The sequence below is a fragment of the Paenibacillus sp. FSL F4-0236 genome, from assembly GCF_038000135.1.
Classification (GTDB): domain Bacteria; phylum Bacillota; class Bacilli; order Paenibacillales; family Paenibacillaceae; genus Paenibacillus_AQ.
On the sequence record NZ_JBBOBK010000001.1, the window covers coordinates 2694743 to 2716319 of the forward strand.

Below are 21577 nucleotides of genomic sequence, written 5' to 3' on the forward strand. Positions count from 1 at the left end.
TTCCCGTTAGCTCAACGAATTAGTGTTTTGTATCTTAGTATATTTTTATTTCCATTTAGCAAATCTTCAAAGACAGGCCGTTGGACGCTGTTTATTTGATCCAGTGAGATGTCGCTAATATTCCAGAACTGTAATTTCAATGATTCAAATTGATCATCCTGAAAATTTATCATATCTCCATCTTCTGATAAAAGTTCATTATGATTAGTCCAGGCATTAAAAAGAAACATAACGAATACTACCTTGTTCCCGTCAGGATAGGTATATTCCATTCTAGGGCCGCTATATACTGCATAAAATTCACAATCCTTAACAGATAATCCGGTCTCCTCAATAACCTCTCGTATCATTGTCTCTTGAATAGTCTCACCTGGATTCATTCCTCCGCCCGGCAATCCCCAATCGCCGTAATCCGATCTCTGCTGCAATAAAATTCTACCTCTGCTATCTCTTATTATCGCTCCGCCGGTTACAACAATCCTCATATTCTGATGACCTCTCTGCTCACTAATATTTAATTTTATATTAGCGCATATTGGAAATACTCTGCCCAATAGCTTAACGTTAACAAGAGCAGCTGCCATGGTAGCAAACTGCTCCTGGATTTTTAAACTAAAGTTCTCCGTTTGCGCAATGAACGGCATAACTATTGTCGAAGATCTAAATCATACATCTTCTCATCCTTTCGAACGGAATATAAGAATATTATTCACCAATTTCATGTTATTTCCTGTTTTTGTTATTTAACTAATCTGCCCGTTAGTTTAATAAAAAAGAGCAGGATACGAAGCACCTACTCATCATTGTGTGTTGTTGAACTAACGTTTCCCGTTAGTTGAGAAAATAATCATCCTTCAATTTTAGTTACATTAACCCTGTCTAATTTTACATCAAGAGTTATAACAACTGGACCTTCTGGTGGGTTATGAGGACCTACTTACGAAAAGACCATAATTGTTTTTGCGAAAATTTGTGAATGGAGTTTTTGTTTTTCATCCATGTATTTCCTTTCACTATTAAAATATAAACAGCTATGGCAAAATAAATTGCGCTCCAAATCCAGTCTGAGAGGGTTATTAAATGATGCTCATATAAGTAGTTGATGTACCAGATCCCCACCGGTAAATGTACAATAATTGCGGAGACTAATCCTGGATTATACATGCTTTTTGCTCTTATATTAATGACGACTCCATGGAAAATGATTTGGAAAAAGCCCATTAAAACAGGTGCCATCCCCAGCCATACTACTGACGGGAAGAATACAGGGAGCAAGTAGAACACATAGGCGATGACCACATTAATAATCATTGCCGACTGTTTATTTAATGGATAGTTGTTAGGGGATTCACTTTTAAACAGGGCTATATTGAATATGCCTGGAAAGTACCCTGGCCAGCGGTATTCCTCAAACTGATGAAGAAGGATCGCCACAAAGCTTAACCATAATATGCTGTTTATCCGCGGTATTGTTTCCCAGTTCATTAGAAGATAAATGCATATAACAATGCCAATGAATAGTCCTATATCCTGCCAATATTTTCTCAAAAAATTCATTTAATCACCTCAATCTGAGTTTATTAATGAAAGTATCTTGCAAAGAGCAAGTCAATCTGTTCCTCTATAGGTGCAATCTTCACGGAAGCTCCTGTTTCTAGAATAGGACTCATAAGTGCTGGTAGAAAAAGCGCTCCAAAAATCTGCATCGTCATAGTCATCAGGTGCTCTGGCTGCTGTTCATCGGTTAACTCTCTTAAAGTATTTTGTATCTTAGGAAACCCCAATAGATTCAAAAATGATCCATATTCATGCTGCGAGGAGAAAACGGTATTGCCCATCAGGATGATTCTGGAGAGCAATTCGGGATATTGACGGATCACTTGCAAATAATCTAGTAAAAATTGCCTCAATCTATCCCGTGAGGATATAGAGAAATCGTCAAGTATGGCAAAGGTATGCTGAAAGCTGTTCAATATCAATTTGATGGACTCGCTAAACAAGTTTTCTTTGGACCCAAAGTAATAGTTAACTAGAGCGACATTCGTGCTTGAGGCTTCTGCAATTTTTTTTATTGTGATCCTTTCAAAGCCTTCTTGTTTGGTCAACTCCAGTGTGGCACGCATAATCTTCTCTTTTGTTTCCAACTTTTTGTCTGTCTCCATACGCAACCTCCAAGTATATTTGCCCTGATTTAAACAACATTTTAAATAACGTTTAAAATAACGTTTAAACTTAGTATAGCAATATTTTTCCTTTTTGCAACTTTATTTATCCGGAATCAAACCAAGTATCAAAGTCTCATTGTGACTATCCTGCCCGTTAGTTTAATAATAAAAGGAGCTCCCCTATAGGAAGCTCCTCCACTATCGTTTCAAGTTTGTTTAACAATCTAGATTTCTGCACGCCGTGACCGTTTATCTAATGTCCATGAGCAAGGATGTTGATAAGTTTGCCAAATGGGTCGCGGACATAGAATCGCCGAACACCCCAAGGCTCATCAACAGGTCCATATTCTATCGTATATCCAGCACTCTTCATACGTTCAAACACTGCATCGACATCATCAACTTCAATCGATAGATCAGGAGTAGGCGTATTGGAGCCGCCCTGTGATGCGAAGCTTATTTGAATGTTCTCCTTCCCCAGTAAGCCGTATGTTTCAATCCAACCATGATCCATCAATAAATCAAGCTCGAGTACGTCCTGGTAAAAGCTTTTTGCTGCCGAAACATTCTGCGTTTTAATATTTGTGACAATTCGTTTTACACTCATTCTCAGACCTCAATTCTAATGGTATACTTTTTTAATTTTATTCAATGATCCTGTCCGAGAGCGAAATATCCGATTTTTATATCCAATCTTCGAAATGATCTGTTACAAACCTAATCTCACTCTCATAGTGGGCCAAGTGACCCTCATCAACCATTTTCTGAAAGGCAGGATTCCCATCAGCAGCACCATTTCTCAACGTATCACACAGTACTATCAAACGTTGTATAATCCACTGTAGCAGATTATTTGGGACGGGAATTCCATAAGCTTCAAAAAACAAATGAATTCGCCGACGTCGCTCTACGTCATGTATTTCACATTGGTATGCTACTATGGTTCCAGAAGTATGGTCAGGTGCAAAACTCGCAAGTGGAACAGATGTGTAAAGGGTGTACGCAATGTCCCACATACGCGGACCTGGACCTGCCATGTCAAAATCAATGAGCGCCACAGGAGCCTCCTTTTGAAAGACAACATTATACAATGCTGCGTCATTATGACAGATCACTTCATGTTCGGCATCATCGGCATAGCTAAGCTGCCATCTGTCTTCCATATTGGGCCTAAACACTGTAGTCACATCATGGAAACGACGTATAAGGTGTGCCAGACCCACAAGCGTTTCGTCCGTCCACATATACGGTTCAAGGTTTGGATAATTATTCCCTGCAACTTCTCCAGAAATAAATGTCAATATTTCACGACCAGAATCATCGATTCCGAGGAATTTCGGTGCTCCCTCATAGCCCTGTTGTTCCAAATGTTTGAGTAGTTCATGAACATTCGGACTCCAATAACCTATAGGGCGGCGAACAGTGTTCGCCATACGGACTATATGATTTACATTACCGCCTTTTAATACTTCTTCCTTAGGCATTAGGTTCATTCCTTTTCTTTTCAGTGCATTACCTATTGCAGATTTTTGACCTCTTAGCGATGAAAACTCCCTCTCTAATAATAACAATATTTACAAGTTATTGTTTAGAAAGAACAATTATAACTATACTGTCCTTTAAGATCATTGCTTGCATTTGCTCATCATATATAAATAAATCCATTTTAGAATCTAGATTAGAATTATTTGCTATAATGTTCTCATGAAAAATAATACGATCCTAAACAAATTAGCAATCATTCTACTTTTTATCAGCATTCTCTTTGGCCTACGCTGCATTTGGTTCAGCATATTTAAGGTTTCCAACAATGTACCTATGATTAGCAACGGTGTACTGGATTTACGTGGCCAGGATCTGAAGAAAGCTAACTTATTCAGGCTAGATGGTGAATGGAGCTTCTATCCTTCGCAATTTGTTTCATCCAAGACTTCCACTATCCCAAAGCAATCCCAAGCGCTTCAAGTTCCTGGGAAATGGAGCCACGCTATCGAAACTGATCAGACAACTTCATATGGATACGGGACTTACCGTCTGCGTATTTTGGTAGAACCGCTTCAGGAGCCTATCTCGTTCTGGATCAAACAAATTTATTCCGCCTCCAGTGTGGAAATTAACGGTATCCCTATTCTCAATAATGGGACAGTTTCTCTCGATGCCAATACATATGCACCAAAAACCACCTCATTTACAGCATCATATTTTTCGGAAAATATGACAGAAATAGATGTACTTATTCAGGTAGCAAATTTTGATCACCCCTATAAAGGCGGTATTAGTGGGCCTATTTTCTTTGGCTCTCAGGAAGTGGTTAACCGGACAAATTTTTATACCGTTGGATTTCAAATGCTTACTGCAATCATCCTGCTACTACATGGGCTGTATGCCTGTATTCTGTATTTATTTAATCCTAAAGAACGTGCCCTGTTTCTTGTAGGGTTAATGACATTATCTGTAGCCGTAATCCTTTTAGCCCGAAATGACAATTTAGTTTTAGCATTACTGCCGATTAATTACACTTGGTCATTAAAAATCCGTTTAATCGCCTTCTTATGGCAGAACCTTTTTATTCTGCTTGTTTTCAGGAAATTCACCTCAGGTGCCGAAGTCAACAAGTGGTTACGCGCTTACACGTGGTGTCTATTCCTTTATACCTTATTTATATTTATCGTTCCTGCTTATTTGGTCAGTACATCGATTCACTGGGGAATCATTCAAGTGTTTCAGTATATTCCCTTCATCTGGTTAATTTATAGCTTGGGGCGCTTATTGTTCAAAAGGCAAGATGAAAAAGATGTTGTTTTTCTACTGATATCAGGTGCAGCCATCATCTCTAATTTGTTATGGAATTTGTGGGATAATAACGGCCATTATTCAATTGTCTACTATCCTGTGGATATTATTGCCGCCATCGTTGGCTTCTCAGCTTATTGGTTTAAAAAGTATTTTCAGAATGCCAAAGAGAACATGGAGCTAAATGAGCAGCTGAAAAAAGCGGACAAACTCAAGGATCAGTTTCTCGCCAATACTTCTCACGAGCTGCGAACACCAGTTCATGGAATTATGAATATCGCGCAAAATATAATAACGAAGGAAAAGGATAGACTCTACGAGAGTAGCCGGCAAGATATGGAGTTACTGATTACTATCAGCCGCCGCATGTCCCATATGCTTGGTGATCTACTGGATGTAGTACGTCTTCAAGAGCATCGCGTTATTTTGCATCAGGAGCCTATTTTGGTTCAATCGGTGGTTCCCGGAGTCATCAATATGCTTCAATATATGATTGAAGGCAAACCGGTACGGCTATCCATGAACATACCAGAATCTATGCCTCCTATTCTTGCGGATGAGAAACGACTAGTACAAGTATTATTAAATCTAGTGTACAACGCGCTCAAATACACCGAGCAAGGACTTGTTTCTGTTTCAGCTGAGGAAAAAGACGCTCATCTCTTTATATATGTAACAGATACCGGAGTAGGCATGACCGAAGAGACCATGGCGCGGGTATTCCTCCCCTATGAGCAAGGCCCTCACGGAATAAATGACGGGCGTGGAATTGGACTGGGACTAAGCATTAGTAGGCAGTTGGTAGAACTACATGGTGGCAGCTTGAGCATACATTCTGAACTCGGCAAAGGTTCAACTTTCAGTTTTGCACTACCCCTTGCTGATTCCTATAGCGAACAGATAGTAAGAGAGGTTGCACCTATAACAACGTATACACCAGATGAGATTTATAAGCAGATGGCTGAATGGGGGATTTCCGAACAAACTAATCAACACACTGACAAAATCCCGCCACTCTTTACAGATGCGAAGGTGAATCTCTTGGTGGTAGATGATGACCCTGTTAATCTGAATGTGCTAAAGGGCATTCTCGAAAACGAACCTTATCTCATTACGACAGTGAACTCAGCACAAGAGGCACTGGATTGGCTAGATAAAAAGAGTTGGGATTTACTGATTAGTGATGTAATGATGCCGCATATGTCAGGATATGAATTAACGCAAAAGGTTCGCGCTCGTTATTCCCTATATGAGCTCCCAGTGCTATTGCTGACTGCCCGCAGTCAACCTGAGGATATTTACACTGGATTCTACTCCGGCGCAAATGATTATGTTACCAAACCGGTGGATGCAGTTGAACTCAAATATCGCATTCGAGCCTTAACAGCGATGAAAATTTCTTTTAATGAACGGGTGCGTATTGAAGCGGCTTATCTACAGGCACAGATACAACCCCATTTCTTGTTCAATACATTGAACTCTATTGCGGCACTCAGTGATATGGATACTAAAAAGATGCAAGAGCTCATCACTGCATTTACTTCCTTTTTGCGAATCAGCTTTGACTTTTTAAATATCGGAGAACTCGTGAACCTTTCTCATGAACTAGAGCTGGTAGAATCTTATTTGTATATTGAACAAACACGATTTGCAGAACGAATTTCCGTTGTTTGGGAGGTAGATCCAGACATTAATATCCTGTTACCCCCACTATCCATCCAACCCTTGGTAGAAAATGCTATCAAGCATGGTCTGCTCAAGCGTCAACAGGGGGGTACCGTTTATATTCGGATCTCACGTCTGAACAATGCTGTAAAGATCGAAGTGGAGGATAATGGGCAAGGTATGGATCATAGAACGCTCGTGTTGTTGCTGGAACCGACCATAAAAGCTAAAAGTGGCATCGGACTGGCTAACACCCATCGAAGACTGATGCAATTGTATGGTCAGGGTCTTTTTATTCAAAGTAAACAAGATGAAGGTACTTTGGTATCCTTTGTTATACCGGAGGACAGTGAATAATATATCAAATAAAAAAGCCATTCCATAAGGAGTGGCTTTTTGTGTATCGATACATTTAGAAAATAGTAGGTACCATGCCCCCATCCATACGGATCGGAGAACCTTTAAATGCAGAGGCATAGGGACTGCTCATAAATGCTGCTAGTCTACCTATTTCATTAGGTTTAATAAATCGCTGTATTTCAGATTGCGGTAAGTTTTTAGCCATGAATTTTTTCTCTTTTTCTGAAAAGGTCAACGTTTCATCTGGATACATTCCATCAATGATTTGGTGCACGTTTTCAGAGAGTGTTGGTCCTGGCATGATAGTATTGACGGTAACTTCTGTTCCGATTGTTAATTTAGATAAGCTTTTTGCTAATGATAATAGCATTGATTTGGTCATTGCATACTGTGGCATTTGAGCTGACGGCATTATTGCTTCTTCACTAGCGATAAAGATCACGCGACCAAAATTGTTTTCTAACATTTTTGGTAAATAAAATTTTGTTAATCCATTTGCAGCAAGAACATTCGTACGGATGTATTTTTCAAATATTTCATCATCAACGTCGTCATAGCTCATCAGTTCATAAATCCCCATATTATTAACTAAAATATCGATATGAGAGTGTTTTTTAATAAAGCTTCTCTTTGCTCCATATCTACAATATCGGCTGTAGCATTCAGTGGAGAAGTTTCCGGAAATTTTGCTTTAATTTCATTTACTGTTTGTTCTACCTTTTCATAATTACGTCCATTTATTAGTACATTAACGCCTTCGTTGGCAAGTTCAAAGGCGATAGCTTTACCAATACCTTTTGTAGATCCTGTAATTAAAGCTGTCTTATTGTTTAATCCCATATCCATATTTCATTTCTCCTTTAATCATGGCGAGTTAATTAGCAGTTTCTCAAGAACTGTACTGAGCATCGGCTAGTATTTATACTATCTTACCGGGATTATTCAGTACCTAGTGTCTTGCGCCAAACTTCTTGTTTAACACGCCAATTTGAAGGAGTATCTCCTTCCCAAAGTCGGAAGGCACGGTAGAACGAGTTCTGATCTTCATATCCGATCAAGAAAGCTACCTCTTTAACATCGAGAGATGGATCTGCTAAATACGCTCGCGCCTGCTCATGTCTGGCTTGTGTCAGCAAATGCTTGAAGCTCGTATTTTCTTCAGTAAGCCTCCGCTGTAAGGTACGAGCACTCATCCTTAGCTCTTTAGCAACAGTTTGAATCTCGGGTTGCCCTCCGCTAAGGCTGCGTTTCATGATCCATTTGACCCTTTCAGTAATTGAGCGACTGCCCTGCTGTTCAGCAAGTGTCCGCTCCAAAACGGGAGTCAGAATTTCTAGCAACTCTTCGTTATACGAGATAAAGGGCAGATCCAAATCACTTCGTCGTAGTGTTAAGCGGTTAGTCTCAGCACCGATCTGAATTCGACAGCCGAAATAAGCTTCAAGAACCTGTAAATTCCCTATGGGTTGTGAAAATTCTACAAACTGTGCTGTCAGAGGTATACCTGTTCCCCGCCGCCCAAGCTCCAGTAAAAACGCCAGTGTAAGGCCAAGCAGCAGCGGTGGACCGGAATACTCGGGAGGCTGCCAATTCAATTCGATTGTACACAACTCTCCCTCTTCGATGATATGCAAGCTTTCTGGAGGGCACATTCGTTTATAGCGCACCATTCGGTTTAGAGCGTCGCGATAATCTTTAGCATGATAAGTGGCTAAGACGGTCGGCGGATATTGTGTGGTTTCAAAAACGGTTGCTAGCTTGATGATTCCCTCAGCAGTGTCTCCAACGAGATCCGAATATGCCTGCCAGATAGCGAAATATTGGGCTGTGGTGACTGCTGACTCCGTGATAAGGCTCAGGGGAAGACTTGCTTTACTGGCTATATCTTGAGCGGTTATCCCTAATTGAATTAATCCAGCCCAAAATCCGGGAGGGATTTTAATGGAGTCAGAAGTATGAGTCTGCATCTATGTGGACCTCCTTTAGCATCATTGCATGAAGAAAGGGCTAGTTAGAATTCAAGCAAGCACGGGCAAGCAACTCAAACGAATGCAGCCGTTTCTCATAGTTTGGAATCATAGTAACGATAATGAATTCATCAACTCCATACAAGTGAGATAACTGTTCCAGCTTTTCTTTAATGCTTTTGGGTGTGCCTATCAGCAGTTTACGTTCCAAAAGCTTGGATTTCTCTTCGGTTGAGCCTTCGTGTTGAAATAATGTCATACCGGAAGAGGCTAGCCGCTCTGCTTCTTCCTCAGTCTCGGCGCAAATAACGCCAACAGCTACGATAGCCCGAGGGCTAGCATTAACTGAAGAAGGGATAAAAGCTTCACGGTAAGCTTGCAAAATCTCTTCCCCAGCTACATCGCTCATGAATTGACCAAACACATAGCCTGCTCCAAACTCGGCAGCATATGCCGCACTTTTCTTGTTTGTACCCAGCATCCACAGCTCTGGCGATTCGGGTGGAGTCGGACGGGCGGTTATCTTACGTCCTTCATATGAATAGTTCCCCTGCAACAATTCGGTGACTCCCTTAAGCAGTTCCGGCATTTTCCAAACATTTTCGAGAAAATTTCCGCTCAGCGCTAAGCTTACTTCAGCAGCACCGCCAGGAGCCCTGCCTAACCCAAGGTCGATGCGTCCCGGATATAAACTTGCCAGCAAATGAAAAGATTCCACTACTTTTAACGGCTTATAGTGCGGCAGCAATAAAGCTCCCGATCCGATGCGGATATGCTGTGTTCTCGCTCCGATATGCGATAAAAACACCTCTGTGGAGGTACACGCTAAGCCCGGCATATCATGATGTTCGGCAACCCAATAACGAGTATATCCCAGTCTTTCAGCTGTTTGAGCCAGTTCCACCGCTTGTCCTAAAGCAAAGCTTGCATCCACATTATCAAATACAGGTACAAGGTCCAAAACGCTAAGCTTAATGGATGTCGTTGTCATGGCTACGTCCTACTCGAGGGTTTCGGTAAAATTCAATCATATCAATAAAAGTAACCTTGTAATTGCCGGCAATCGCTGTCAGATTATACATTCGTCCATGGCCGTCTTCTTTGGACGCGAACACAACATCATGCCGCAGCTTATCCATAATCACTTTGCCGATGAACTGGTGCTCGTATTCCGCATTTTTCTTTTTAAACTCTTCATTAAATTCCAGCAGGTCCTGATAAGAACGCTCAAGCATTGCATTTACCAAGGTCAGTTCATTGCCCTCTTTTTGTACCGCTACGTAATAATTCCCACGTTCATCCTTGATCAAATCCTTATACAACTCAACGTTCAAAGTTAATTTCTCCTCTCTGATTCCTAAGGGATAACTCCTTTAGAACTTAACCTTACATACTTGATGTTAGCACTGTTGGCTCTGTGGTAATTTGTACGTTTCCTGCTACAGCTCTGGAAATCATACAAGAGCCTTCTGCTTTATGGGCAATACGAATTGCTTTATCAATATCTTCCTGTGACGCATCTTCGGTAAGTGTGATGATGGGTGAATGTTTGATCGCTTCATATGTAAAAATGTTATTTGTTACATCCACTGTCGCCTCTGATGTTAACGTCAGGCTGGAAGTCGTAAGCCCTGATCGCTCCAGCATAGCTGCTAGTGTAATGAGATAGCAGGTTGCCGCCGCACCCAGTAGCATCTCATCCGGATTCGTTCCAACTCCTGGCCCGCCCATTTCTTTCGGAATGGAGATTTGAGTCTTGAGTTGTCCAGCTTCAATCGTTCCCTCACTATTACGACCGCCGTTCCATACGGCATTTAATATAAATGGGTGTTTCATTTCTAGATGTCCTCCCTATCTTGAAATTGCATGACATATTTTTAATCGAATACTTTACATGCTAACATAGAAGGATACGGTGAACAAACAGGGTCAGGCCTACTGTTCGTGAGATTTATCTATAAATTAAATTTCGGGAGGCTCTATCATCATGTTAAACGATACCGATATCAAACATCTTCAGCGTTGTATTGAACTTGCCCGAATTGCACTCGAGGTTGGGGACGAACCTTTCGGCTCCATCCTGGTCTCAGCAAATGGAGAGGTCTTGGCCGAAGACAGTAACCATGTAGGCGGTGGTGACCATACTCAGCACCCCGAATTCGCTTTAGCTCGCTGGGCAGCTCAGAATATGTCACTGGAAGAACGTAAGCAGGCAACTGTGTATACTTCCGGGGAACATTGCCCTATGTGTGCGGCGGCTCACGGTTGGGTTCAATTAGGAAGGATTGTATATGCCAGTTCTTCGCAGCAATTATCACAGTGGTTAAGCGAAATAGGCATTGCAGCATCACCTGTCCGTAATTTGACCATTCAGGAAGTTATCCATAGTGCAGTCGTAGATGGCCCTGTAACGGAGCTTGCAGAACAAGTTCGGGAACTTCATCGACAATTCCACGGACAAAGACAGTAGTAAAAAAAGAACCTTTGAATAAAGGTTCTTTTTTATGTTCTAAACTTTGTGGGGTATAAACTATAGTTGCTATATATACAGAGTCCTAAAGTTCTTATACCATTAGCTTTGTAAGCGATTAACTTTATAGGAGGAAATGATTTGACAAAGCCTGTGCAACCCAATGAACCTCTCGTAACTCATATTTATACTGCGGATCCTTCCGCTCATGTATTTGAAGGCAAAATTTATATTTATCCCTCACATGACCTGGATCACGAAATGATCTCTAATGACAATGGTGACCAATATAATATGGAGGATTACCATGTTCTGTCTATTGATGGAGATGGCTCCCCTTGTATCGACCACGGTGAAGTGCTTCATGTGAAGGATGTCCCATGGGCTAAACAGCAAATGTGGGCTCCGGATGCAGCATACAAAAACAATACCTACTATTTGTTTTTCCCAGCCCGAGACCATGACGATATTTTCCGAATTGGGGTTGCAACCTCAGCGTCACCTTCCGGACCCTTTACACCTGAACCAAGCTACATTCCCGGCAGTTATAGCATTGATCCCGCTGTTTTCGTTGATGATGATGGTAAATCGTATATATACTTTGGTGGTCTTTGGGGAGGTCAACTTGAAAAATGGCAAACCGGCTCATTTGTTCCGGATGCGGAGGGGCCGTCTGAAACGGCACCAGCTCTTGGACCTATCGTAGCGGAGTTGAGCGAGGATATGCTGAGCTTTGAAGGTGAACCTAGAGAAATATCCATCATCGATACAAACGGAAATCCGCTTCTTGCTGGAGATGAAGAGAGAAGATATTTTGAAGGTCCATGGGTACATAAATACAACGGGTATTATTATCTTTCTTATTCCACTGGTACTACCCACAATATTGTATACGCTATCAGTAAAGATCCGCTTGGACCTTATGAATATCAAGGAAAAATCCTTTCTCCAGTGATAGGCTGGACAACGCACCATTCTATTGTTCAGTTTAAAGAGAAATGGTATTTATTTTATCATGACAGTTCTTTGTCTGGTGGAGCTGACAACAAGCGTTCTGTAAAATATACAGAGCTGAGATACAACGATGATGGCACCATTCAAACTATCCATCCTTAGTTTTTATTAAAATGGACTGCATGTTGTAGTTCACAGGAGGGCGTTTTTGATGACAATGAAACAACAAGGTGCTTTTTATACAGGGGAATATCGCAATATATTTAAGGAGCTCGGCTTTTCTGAAGATGATATCAACGCTAAACTCAATGAAACTTGGAATGATTTGTTTTACGGAGATCCGAACGTACGAATATACTATCCGCAGGACGAGGATAAAAGCTATATCCTGGATACAGGTAATCTAGACGTTCGGTCGGAAGGAATGTCCTACGGGATGATGATGGCCGTTCAAATGAATAAAAAAGAAGAGTTTGATCGTCTATGGAACTTCTCAAAGACGTTTATGCAGCACAAAGAAGGTCGCTATGCCAATTACTTTGCTTGGCACTGCAAGCCTGACGGTACAAGGATTTCTCAGGGACCCGCACCGGACGGCGAAGAGTTTTTCGCCATGGCTCTGTTTTTTGCCTCAAAACGTTGGGGGAACGGTCCGGAACCTTATAATTATTCTGAGCAGGCCCGAACGATATTGCATGCTTGTGTACATAAAACTGAAACAGGAGATGGCGACTCAATGTGGGACGCGGAAACGAAATTGATCAAATTCGTACCGGAATCCACCTTCAGTGATCCGTCTTACCATCTCCCCCATTTCTATGATTTGTTCGCCTTGTGGGCTGACGAACGTGACCACATGTTTTGGCGAGAAGCCGCGGAAGCCAGCCGCACATATCTGCATACTGCATGCCATCCGATAACTGGCCTTGCTCCCGAATATGCTAATTTTAACGGGTCCCCGGCAGAACCCCAGCCTCATGGTGATTTCAGCCATTTTTTCAGTGATGCTTACCGGGTAGCGGCTAATATCGGTCTGGACTGGGCTTGGTTCCAAAAGGACATCTGGCAGGTCGATCAATGTAACCGGATTCAGGCCTTTTTTAGGAATATCGAAGTTTCCGATTACCGGCGGTATACCATTGAGGGACAGCCCTTCGACGAACCGGCGCTGCACCCGACAGGTCTGTTGGCGACCAATGCCATGGCTTCCCTTGCTTCTAATGGCCCGGAGGCAGAGTATTTTGTCCGTTTGTTTTGGGATACACCATTGCGCACTGGACTCCGTCGTTACTATGACAACTGTCTGTACTTTTTTAGTTTACTGGCTTTGAGTGGAAATTATCGCATCTATTGAAGGAAATCGAACAAAAAAATAGGACTACATTCCTCGAGCCTTTTGAAGAATGGAGTCCTATTAATCGTAATAAAGCTTTGCTATTATTTAATAACTACATATTCCAAGTTTACAAGTTTTGCATAAGCAATAATTTGGTCTGTTGTAAGCGTTAATGAAACTACGGTGTGGTGACCGCCACCATTTTCGATCCAAGCTTTAACCCCATCTTGGAAGTTAGGTTTAACATTCCAAAGTACACGAGCTACTGGAAGGTTGGGAGCTGGAACCGTTGGTTCGAAAGCAGTAACTTCATTGATCAACAGTTTGTAATGAGTCCCAAAGTCAGCCATGGAAACAACCACACCGTCTCCTGCTTTACCGTCAAATACTAAACGTGCTGGATCGTCTTTACCACCAATACCCAGTGGAGATACGATAATTTTTGGTTTGTTGCTTGCCAAAGTAGGATCTACTTCAAGCATATGGGATTGAAGAATGGATTCTTGACCAACCGTCAATTCATAAGTGTAATCTTCCATAAAGCCAGTGGATTGGTTATGGCTCATCACTTTAAGCAAGCGATCGAGAGCTGCAGTCTTCCAATCTCCTTCTCCAGCAAAACCATAGCCTTGTGCCATCAGTCGTTGAACAGCAAGTCCTGGAAGTTGTTTCATTCCGTGTAAATCTTCGAAGTTCGATGTGAAGGCGTTGTAGCCACCTTGATCAAGGAAACATTTAATAGCAATTTCATAGCTTGCTTGAACTCTCACGCTAGCTTCCCAAGCTTCTTTGCTGTTAGTCCCATAATCAAATTCATACAGCTCTGAATACTCAGCGAATAAGGCGTCGATCTCTTCTTCTTTAACTTCATTAATGATTTGTACTAGATCGCCAATACCAAAGTAGTCAACAGTCCATCCAAATTGAATTTGGGCTTCAACCTTATCTCCTTCGGTTACGCCAACGTTACGCATATTGTCACCAAAGCGAGCGACCTTGATATTAAAGCTTTCGTTATAAGCAACGGCTACGTCCATCCATTCTGCAATTTGCTTTTGGACTTCAGGACGTTCCCAGTAGCCTACTACCACTTTGTTTTGTTTGTTCAAACGGGCGTTAATAAAACCATATTCACGGTCACCATGAGCGGCTTGATTTAGATTCATGAAATCCATATCGATCGTTGCCCATGGGATACTTTCATTATATTGCGTAGCTAGATGTAGCAAAGGCTTTTGCAGCATTTTAGTTCCGCGGATCCACATTTTTGCAGGTGAGAAGGTATGCATCCAAGTGATAACACCGGCAACTTCATCGCGGTAATTGACTTCTTTCATGATGTTTGTGATTTTATCTGCGCTGACAGCCAAATCCTGTAACACTAGTGGGTAAGGTAAAACTCCGCTTTTATTCAAAGCATCTGTCATCGTTTGGGCATGCGCCTTAACTTCAGCCAATGCTTCTTCGCCATAAAGATGTTGTGAACCTACGACAAACCAAAATTCTTTTGCTACTGCTGTTGACATATTCATCCTCTTTTCGTAATTTTGTGGTTTAATTATTTTTGTCCGTAATAAGCGTCTTTTCCATGTTTTCGCAAGTAATGTTTATCTAAAATACGTTGTGGCAACTCCTCAGCAAAATGGTTCAGCTCTCTTGCAAACAAATTCATTTTGGATACTTCATCCAAAACTACGCTGTTTATTACCGCCGATTTCGCATTTTTCCCCCAAGTAAAGGGTCCGTGTCCTTTAAGTAAAACACCAGGAACCGCCATAATATCGATCCCACGTTGTTCAAAGGTCTCGATGATTACATTACCCGTTTCCGCTTCGTAACCACGATCGACTTCTTCTTGCGTCAAGAAACGCGCACAAGGAATGGAACCATAGAAGGTATCAGCATGGGTCGTTCCCATGACAGGAACATCTAGTCCTGCTTGAGCCCAAATGGTCGCCCAAGTGGAATGCGTGTGCACGATTCCCCCGATCTCGGAGTAATGCTTATAAAGCACGGCGTGAGTAGGTGTATCGGAGGAAGGTCTCATATCTCCTTCAACCACATTGCCATCCAGATCAACAACTACCATATCGCTGGCTTTCATTGTTTCATAATCTACACCACTAGGTTTGATTACGAATAATCCACTTTCACGATCAATTGCACTCACATTTCCCCATGTATATTTAATAAGTCCTTGTTTCGGCAATTCCAGATTGGCTTGAAAAACCTCTTCTTTAAGTTGTTCTAACATCTTGCCACCTCCATTTTCACACTAAATTGTCAACAGCGGACTGCTCAATCGCCAGACCCTTTTTATAACGTTCGATAAAGGTTTCAAATCCTTTAATGTCGGTTGCCTCTGGATGAATTTCTTCACCCTTAACATCTTTGAACACTTTTTGATCGAGGAAGTCTTCTAAACTTTCTTCCTGATTTTTATTCATCATGTAAGCGGCAAGAATAGCCATTCCCCATGCACCGCCTTCACCGGCAGTCGACATTACGGAAACAGGAACATTCATTGAAGCTGCCATCATTTTTTGACCCACTACAGGAGTCTTAAATAAGCCGCCGTGGCCTAAAATACTATCAATGGCTACATTCTCTTCCTTCGTCAAAATGTCCATTCCAATTTTCAAAGCACCAAAGGCGCTGAATAGATGTGTACGCATAAAGTTGGACAGATTGAATTTGCTCTCCGGCGAGCGGACAAATAGCGGACGACCTTGTTCTAACCCAGTAATATTCTCTCCTGAGAGATAACCATAGCTTAGTAATCCACCGGCATCAGGATCTGCTTCCAAAGCTTTATTTAATAGCACGCTGTACAATTTATTGGCATCCACTTTGTGTCCCATGGCTTCATAGAATTCGCGGAATAACCCTAGCCAGGCGTTGAGGTCACTTGAACAGTTATTCGCATGAACCATGCCCACTGGACTTCCGTTCGGAGTAGTAACCATATCAATTTCCGGATAAACCTTGGAAAGTTCTTTTTCTAATACAATCATGGCAAAAACAGAGGTTCCTACAGATACATTCCCGGTTCGTTTTCTTACGCTATTCGTTGCAACCATCCCGGTTCCAGCATCCCCCTCTGGAGGACTAAGCGGAATACCTGATTGTAAATGCAGCGATGGATCCAGAATTTTAGCTCCCGCTTCGCTTAAAATACCTGCTTGCTCTCCTGCAACATACACCTTAGGAAGTAAATCACTGGTCTTCCACGGATAAGCTTTGCTTGCAACCAGTTCATCAAACTGCTGTATCATGGAAGCGTTAAAATTTCCTGTAGTTTCATCAATTGGGAACATACCGGATGCATCACCAACACCAAGTGCTTTATTTCCAGTCAATAGCCAATGAATGTATCCTGCTAGTGTCGTAACAAAACGTATCTGTGGCACATGTTCTTCTTCATTCAAAATCGCCTGATAAAGATGAGCAATGCTCCAGCGTTCTGGGATATTAAACCCAAACAGCTCGGTCAATGCTTTGGCAGCCGCACCTGTAGTTGCATTACGCCAAGTCCGGAATGGAACAAGCAGTTCATTGTGCTCGTTGAAAGCCATGTATCCATGCATCATTGCAGAAAAACCGATTGAACCAACCGTTTGAAGGGTGATTCCGTATTTTTGAGCAACTTCTTCCTTCATCTCGCGATAGGCGTCTTGCAGACCTTTGGTAATATCTTCCAAGTTGTACGTCCAAAAACCGTCCTTCAACTGATTTTCCCATTCGTAACTTCCAGAAGCGATCGTTTGAAAGCTATGATCGATAAGTACAACTTTAATGCGCGTAGACCCAAATTCAATACCAAGCGAAGTTTCTCCCTTATTAATCGCTTGTTCGATGCTTAATCGATTCGATATCACGTTTGTCACCTCTCTGAGAGCGCTTTTTTAAAAGGTCATGATAAGAGTTTGCTTTCTTAATTGACAGCTTTAGTATAATTTTTTGTACGTACATTTGTCAATTGATTAGTTATATATACATACAAATATGGAGATAATAATGATTTAACTGTATAAAAAAAGAGCCCCTTTCTATTTTTTTTGTAGTCATGCTATAATTTGTACATACAAATTTACCGAATATACGAATAACTTAGCGAACAAGAATGGAAAGAGGAATTACATGAAACCAAAGTATCAAGTGATATTAGATGACATAAAAAGCAAAATCCTTTCGGGAGATTACAATGTTGGTGAGCAAATCCCTACTGAATCTGCCTTGCAGTCCATGTACGAAGTTAGCCGGCAGACTGTTCGAAAAGCAATTTTAGAACTTTCCAACGAAGGCTTCCTGCGAAGCGAAAAAGGTTCTGGTACTTATGTCAGCAACCAATATCGTTCGAAGACCGGCGGGAGTTCCCATAAGAAGACGATCGGTGTAATCACGACCTATATTTCCGACTATATCTTTCCTTCCATTATCCGTGGGATCGAGAGCCGGCTAAATGAGGATAATTATTCTCTACTATTAGCTAGTACAAATAACGATGTTGCTCAAGAAAAAAAGGCCCTTGAAATGATGCTGTCCTACGGTTTAGATGGTTTAATTATTGAACCGACGAAAAGCAATCTATATAACCCCAATATTGCTTACTACCTTTCTTTTAAGGAACAGGATATTCCGATTATAATGATTAATGCCTTTTATGAAGAAATAGAACTGCCGTACCTTTGTCTTGATGACGTGCAGTCAAGCTATTTGGCAACAAAAGAGTTGATAACTAAAGGGCACACCCAAATAGGGCTCATTGCAAAAATGGATGATTTACAAGGAAAGTATCGGATGAAAGGGTATATTAAAGCACTCGGAGAATCCAAATTACGATTTTATCCTGAGCAGATTTTTTCATTCAATACGGAGACAAAACAGACGTTATCTACAGACTTGAAGGATTTTCTGAATAAAAATAGAGATACGCTCACTGCTATTGTTTGTTATAACGACGAGGTTGGGTTGGAAGTGGTTCATGCCTGCAGACAGCTGGACATCACTATTCCGGAGGAATTATCGATTATAGGACAAGACAATTCCTATATCGCCAAAAACGCGAACATCAAACTAACCACCTTGACACATCCACAAGAAGCCATGGGACGCGATGCAGCGGATTGGGTCATTAAGAAACTACAAGGAAAAAAAGACCTTCCAAACAACACTTATTATCAGCCTGTGTTAATTGAAGGTGAGACTGTTGTTGAGAGATAGGTTGTAACAAGGAAAGCAACCCACCAGTCATGGCTGGTGGGTTGCTTTTTTTCATTTTGTCTCTACATTAAGCAGTCCGTCTCCAATTTCCGTGTTTGGAATATTTACTGGATTTCCAGATAATCAAGATAAGCATCCCATGTCCCGTTATCAGCTGTTACGACGAGCTGGATCTCTTGATTTCCGGTTCCATGACTGACATTGTTTAGAGTATAAACGGCGGGACTGCTTCCCCCGAAGTAAAAGGTGCCCTTGGTCACTCCCCCGATTTTCAAATCGACTCTCGCTATATTAGAGTTATTCGAAGCCCCGCGGAGTGAAAAATTATGGGTACCGGTCGTAAAATTCTGTGTGTATTTCACTAAATCATTGTTGGCGTATAAAGCCACTCCAGAGAATGGTGAACTTATATTGGAGGTATACTGACCACTTTTAGTCATATTTTCAGCTTCTATTTTTGTAATTGTGCCTGGATTTGGTGTAGTTGTTGGTGTCGGAGTTGGTGTCGTGCCTCCACCATCAGGTGCGACTGCCCTGCCTGTGCTCGTCGAGATCATTCCTGAACAAAGACCGCGGTTCTTGAGATTCTGTGCAATCTGTGGAATCGCTTGAACCGTAGTTTGGTACTGATCGTGCATAAGGATCACGTCGCCATTTTGCATTGTACCCATAGCATTTACTATCTGGGCGGTAGTGGCTCCATTCCAGTCCTGGGAGTCAACGTTCCATAACACTTCAGTGAGACCATTTTGGGCCTCAATGGACTTTAAGGTTGCGTTAGTCTCGCCATATGGCGGACGAAACAACTTCGGAGCCGTACCAGTTATAGACTGTAATGTCGTTTGTGTGTTTGTAACTTCTGACGACATTTGTGAGGTAGACAGTTGGGTCAAATGCGGATGAGACCAGGAATGGTTCCCAATCCACATGCCTGCTGACTTCTGCTGGTTTACTAGGGACGGATTATTTTGGGCATTCTGTCCAAGGTTGAAGAACGTTGCACGCAAGCCGTTTTGTTGAAGTGCATTAAGTAGTGTTACAGTATTGTTAGGATTCGGGCCATCGTCATAGGTTAATGCTACATAACCGTTCGAACAATCGGCCGCGAGCGCCTTGTCGCCCGTCATCGTCAGTGAGCCTGTGAATAAGAATACGACTAACGACGCAATGGCCGTCCATTTTATTACGTTGGCTCTAAACATCTTTTTTACCCCTCCCAGCAACTTTACCTCTTCAAATTTTTCCATTACCGCTACGTCTTATTAATTGATTTCCAGATAATCAAGGTAAGCATCCCATGTCCCGTTATCAGTAGTTACGACGAGCTGGATCTCTTGATTTCCGGTTCCATGACTGACATTGTTTAGAGTATAAACGGCGGGACTGCTTCCCCCGAAATAAAAGGTGCCCTTGGTCACTCCCCCGATTTTCAAATCGACTCTCGCCATATTAGAGTTATTCGAAGCCCCGCGGAGTGAAAAATTATGGGTACCGGTCGTAAAATTCTGTGTATATTTCACTAGATCATTGTTGGCGTATAAAGCCACTCCAGAGAATGGTGAGCTTATATTGGAGGTATACTGACCACTTTTAGTCATATTTTCTGCTTCTATCTTTGTGCTTGTGCCCGGATTTGGTGTGGAGGTTGGGTTTGGCGTTGAAGTCGGATAAGGCGTTGGCGTCGGATTCGTACCTCCGCTACCTCCGATCGTAATTGTATTACTAGTCACGGTAGCTGTTCCACTACTTTGATAACCCTCTACCGTAAGCGAAGTTTCATACATCTTCCCCATTGACATTCCTCTGCTCTCCCACGCTTTAAAGTGTTCACTAACAGATATGGTTCCGCTTGTACGTTTGGTCGTCCGGACACTCCAATATTGTTTAAAGGTTGCTGTGCCTTTAATTGAAGGTTGGTTGACTCTGGTAGTCTCATATATGTCATATGTTCCCCCATCAACGGTAATGGTACCTTTAGACGTTCCACCAGGCGGACGCCAGCTCCCCCAGCTATCAACGATGTAATATTCGATTAGTGGATCAACGGTCCATCCGTAGACACATAAATACGAATTACCGTTTGGTTGGTAGTTGGCACTGTAGTTAACAGTTATGTTTCCAATTTGCTGGTGTGTCTGGGTCTCATCGAACTTCTTACCTTTACGGAACAGTGCATTTCCGATGTTGCTCCACTGAGCACTGAATGTACCTCCACTATCAAGAGTCATACTCGTGGTACCGGAATCCTTCCATAGCTCATAGTAGTAGCCGTCTTGGGTGCCACTTTGATTAGATGTGATCGTTGTTGCGGCATTTACACTTACTGAAGGCAATGCAAGCATAAAACAAATAATGATTACTAAAAATAAACGCATTCTCTTTTGTTTCATTTGCTTTCCTCCTCTTGGTTATACTGCAACTAGTCTTACTAAGATGCTGTGCAACCCGTTTGATCAACCTCCTTTTTATTCCAAATTTATTAATGTAAGCGGAAACAATTAGATTCTAACATTGTCCTAATTTTTTCATATGCATAAACTAAAGCTTATACCGTGAAAAGTTTAGATCTTTTGTAGCTGGAAATAAACGAAATTAAATAAGCTGCTTCCGGTAGAGTACCGGAAACAGCTTATTGGCTAGATCA

19 protein-coding genes and 1 pseudogene are annotated in these 21577 nt (G+C 41.8%); 5 read left to right on the forward strand and 15 right to left on the reverse strand.

Going from position 1 to position 21577, the window contains the following annotated elements:
* Nucleotides 1-11: 11 nt before the first annotated feature.
* The 5 genes from NSQ29_RS12265 to NSQ29_RS12285 form a co-directional block, all read right to left on the reverse strand.
* On the reverse strand, nt 12-584 hold the full coding sequence (locus tag NSQ29_RS12265; RefSeq protein ID WP_340969436.1) for an NUDIX domain-containing protein: 573 nt from the start codon (nt 582-584) through the stop codon (nt 12-14).
* Between the two features lie 349 nt (nt 585-933).
* Complete coding sequence (locus tag NSQ29_RS12270) at nt 934-1557, reverse strand: HXXEE domain-containing protein (protein ID WP_341125183.1); 624 nt, start codon at nt 1555-1557, stop codon at nt 934-936.
* Nucleotides 1558-1580: 23 nt separating this feature from the next.
* Complete coding sequence (locus tag NSQ29_RS12275) at nt 1581-2162, reverse strand: TetR/AcrR family transcriptional regulator (protein WP_339803959.1); 582 nt, start codon at nt 2160-2162, stop codon at nt 1581-1583.
* 256 nt (nt 2163-2418) lie between these two features.
* A complete protein-coding gene (locus tag NSQ29_RS12280) occupies nt 2419-2772 on the reverse strand; it encodes a VOC family protein (RefSeq protein WP_042188233.1) in 354 nt (117 codons plus the stop codon).
* Between the two features lie 76 nt (nt 2773-2848).
* Nucleotides 2849-3649, reverse strand: coding sequence for an aminoglycoside phosphotransferase family protein (locus NSQ29_RS12285; protein ID WP_341125184.1), 801 nt, complete (start codon nt 3647-3649; stop codon nt 2849-2851).
* 220 nt (nt 3650-3869) lie between these two features.
* Between NSQ29_RS12285 and NSQ29_RS12290 the strand changes: the two genes are divergently transcribed.
* Nucleotides 3870-6980 carry an ATP-binding protein gene (locus NSQ29_RS12290; RefSeq protein ID WP_341125185.1) on the forward strand — a complete coding sequence of 1037 codons (3111 nt, stop codon included), beginning with the start codon at nt 3870-3872 and terminating at the stop codon, nt 6978-6980.
* A gap of 55 nt (nt 6981-7035) precedes the next feature.
* Here NSQ29_RS12290 and NSQ29_RS12295 read toward each other — a convergent pair.
* From NSQ29_RS12295 to NSQ29_RS12315, 5 genes and pseudogenes are all read right to left on the reverse strand, one after another.
* Nucleotides 7036-7829: pseudogene (locus NSQ29_RS12295) on the reverse strand (SDR family NAD(P)-dependent oxidoreductase).
* 92 nt (nt 7830-7921) lie between these two features.
* The gene (locus tag NSQ29_RS12300; RefSeq protein WP_341125186.1) at nt 7922-8950 is read right to left on the reverse strand and encodes an AraC family transcriptional regulator; all 1029 of its coding nucleotides are present in this window, start codon (nt 8948-8950) and stop codon (nt 7922-7924) included.
* A 40-nt stretch (nt 8951-8990) separates the two neighbouring features.
* On the reverse strand, nt 8991-9941 hold the full coding sequence (locus NSQ29_RS12305; RefSeq protein ID WP_341125187.1) for an LLM class flavin-dependent oxidoreductase: 951 nt from the start codon (nt 9939-9941) through the stop codon (nt 8991-8993).
* Nucleotides 9922-10284 carry a hypothetical protein gene (locus NSQ29_RS12310; protein ID WP_341125188.1) on the reverse strand — a complete coding sequence of 121 codons (363 nt, stop codon included), beginning with the start codon at nt 10282-10284 and terminating at the stop codon, nt 9922-9924. The genes NSQ29_RS12305 and NSQ29_RS12310 overlap by 20 nt, the downstream gene beginning before the upstream one ends.
* Before the next feature lie 52 nt (nt 10285-10336).
* Nucleotides 10337-10786 carry an OsmC family protein gene (locus NSQ29_RS12315; protein ID WP_341125189.1) on the reverse strand — a complete coding sequence of 150 codons (450 nt, stop codon included), beginning with the start codon at nt 10784-10786 and terminating at the stop codon, nt 10337-10339.
* A 151-nt stretch (nt 10787-10937) separates the two neighbouring features.
* Here NSQ29_RS12315 and NSQ29_RS12320 point away from each other — a divergent pair, with 151 nt between their 5' ends.
* The 3 genes from NSQ29_RS12320 (at nt 10938) to NSQ29_RS12330 (ending at nt 13728) form a co-directional block, all read left to right on the forward strand.
* Nucleotides 10938-11420 carry a nucleoside deaminase gene (locus NSQ29_RS12320; protein WP_341125190.1) on the forward strand — a complete coding sequence of 161 codons (483 nt, stop codon included), beginning with the start codon at nt 10938-10940 and terminating at the stop codon, nt 11418-11420.
* A gap of 141 nt (nt 11421-11561) precedes the next feature.
* Entirely contained in the window at nt 11562-12536 is a 975-nt protein-coding gene (locus NSQ29_RS12325; protein WP_341125191.1) for a glycoside hydrolase family 43 protein, read from the forward strand.
* 49 nt (nt 12537-12585) lie between these two features.
* Complete coding sequence (locus NSQ29_RS12330; RefSeq protein WP_076286975.1) at nt 12586-13728, forward strand: glycosyl hydrolase family 8; 1143 nt, start codon at nt 12586-12588, stop codon at nt 13726-13728.
* An 83-nt stretch (nt 13729-13811) separates the two neighbouring features.
* On the opposite strand, the gene araA is transcribed toward NSQ29_RS12330, so the two are convergent.
* Genes araA through NSQ29_RS12345 form a run of 3 tightly spaced genes read right to left on the reverse strand, consistent with a single transcriptional unit; the run spans nt 13812 to nt 17588 of the window.
* Complete coding sequence (gene araA / locus NSQ29_RS12335; protein ID WP_341125192.1) at nt 13812-15236, reverse strand: L-arabinose isomerase; 1425 nt, start codon at nt 15234-15236, stop codon at nt 13812-13814.
* A 32-nt stretch (nt 15237-15268) separates the two neighbouring features.
* On the reverse strand, nt 15269-15964 hold the full coding sequence (locus NSQ29_RS12340; protein ID WP_042188210.1) for an L-ribulose-5-phosphate 4-epimerase: 696 nt from the start codon (nt 15962-15964) through the stop codon (nt 15269-15271).
* A gap of 16 nt (nt 15965-15980) precedes the next feature.
* A complete protein-coding gene (locus NSQ29_RS12345; RefSeq protein ID WP_341125193.1) occupies nt 15981-17588 on the reverse strand; it encodes a xylulokinase in 1608 nt (535 codons plus the stop codon).
* Nucleotides 17589-17850: 262 nt separating this feature from the next.
* Between NSQ29_RS12345 and NSQ29_RS12350 the strand changes: the two genes are divergently transcribed.
* Entirely contained in the window at nt 17851-18933 is a 1083-nt protein-coding gene (locus NSQ29_RS12350; RefSeq protein ID WP_341125194.1) for a GntR family transcriptional regulator, read from the forward strand.
* A gap of 104 nt (nt 18934-19037) precedes the next feature.
* On the opposite strand, the gene NSQ29_RS12355 is transcribed toward NSQ29_RS12350, so the two are convergent.
* A complete protein-coding gene (locus NSQ29_RS12355) occupies nt 19038-20135 on the reverse strand; it encodes a polysaccharide deacetylase family protein (RefSeq protein WP_341125195.1) in 1098 nt (365 codons plus the stop codon).
* A 60-nt stretch (nt 20136-20195) separates the two neighbouring features.
* The gene (locus NSQ29_RS12360; RefSeq protein WP_341125196.1) at nt 20196-21323 is read right to left on the reverse strand and encodes a glycoside hydrolase family 11 protein; all 1128 of its coding nucleotides are present in this window, start codon (nt 21321-21323) and stop codon (nt 20196-20198) included.
* Between the last annotated feature and the right edge of the window lie 254 nt (nt 21324-21577).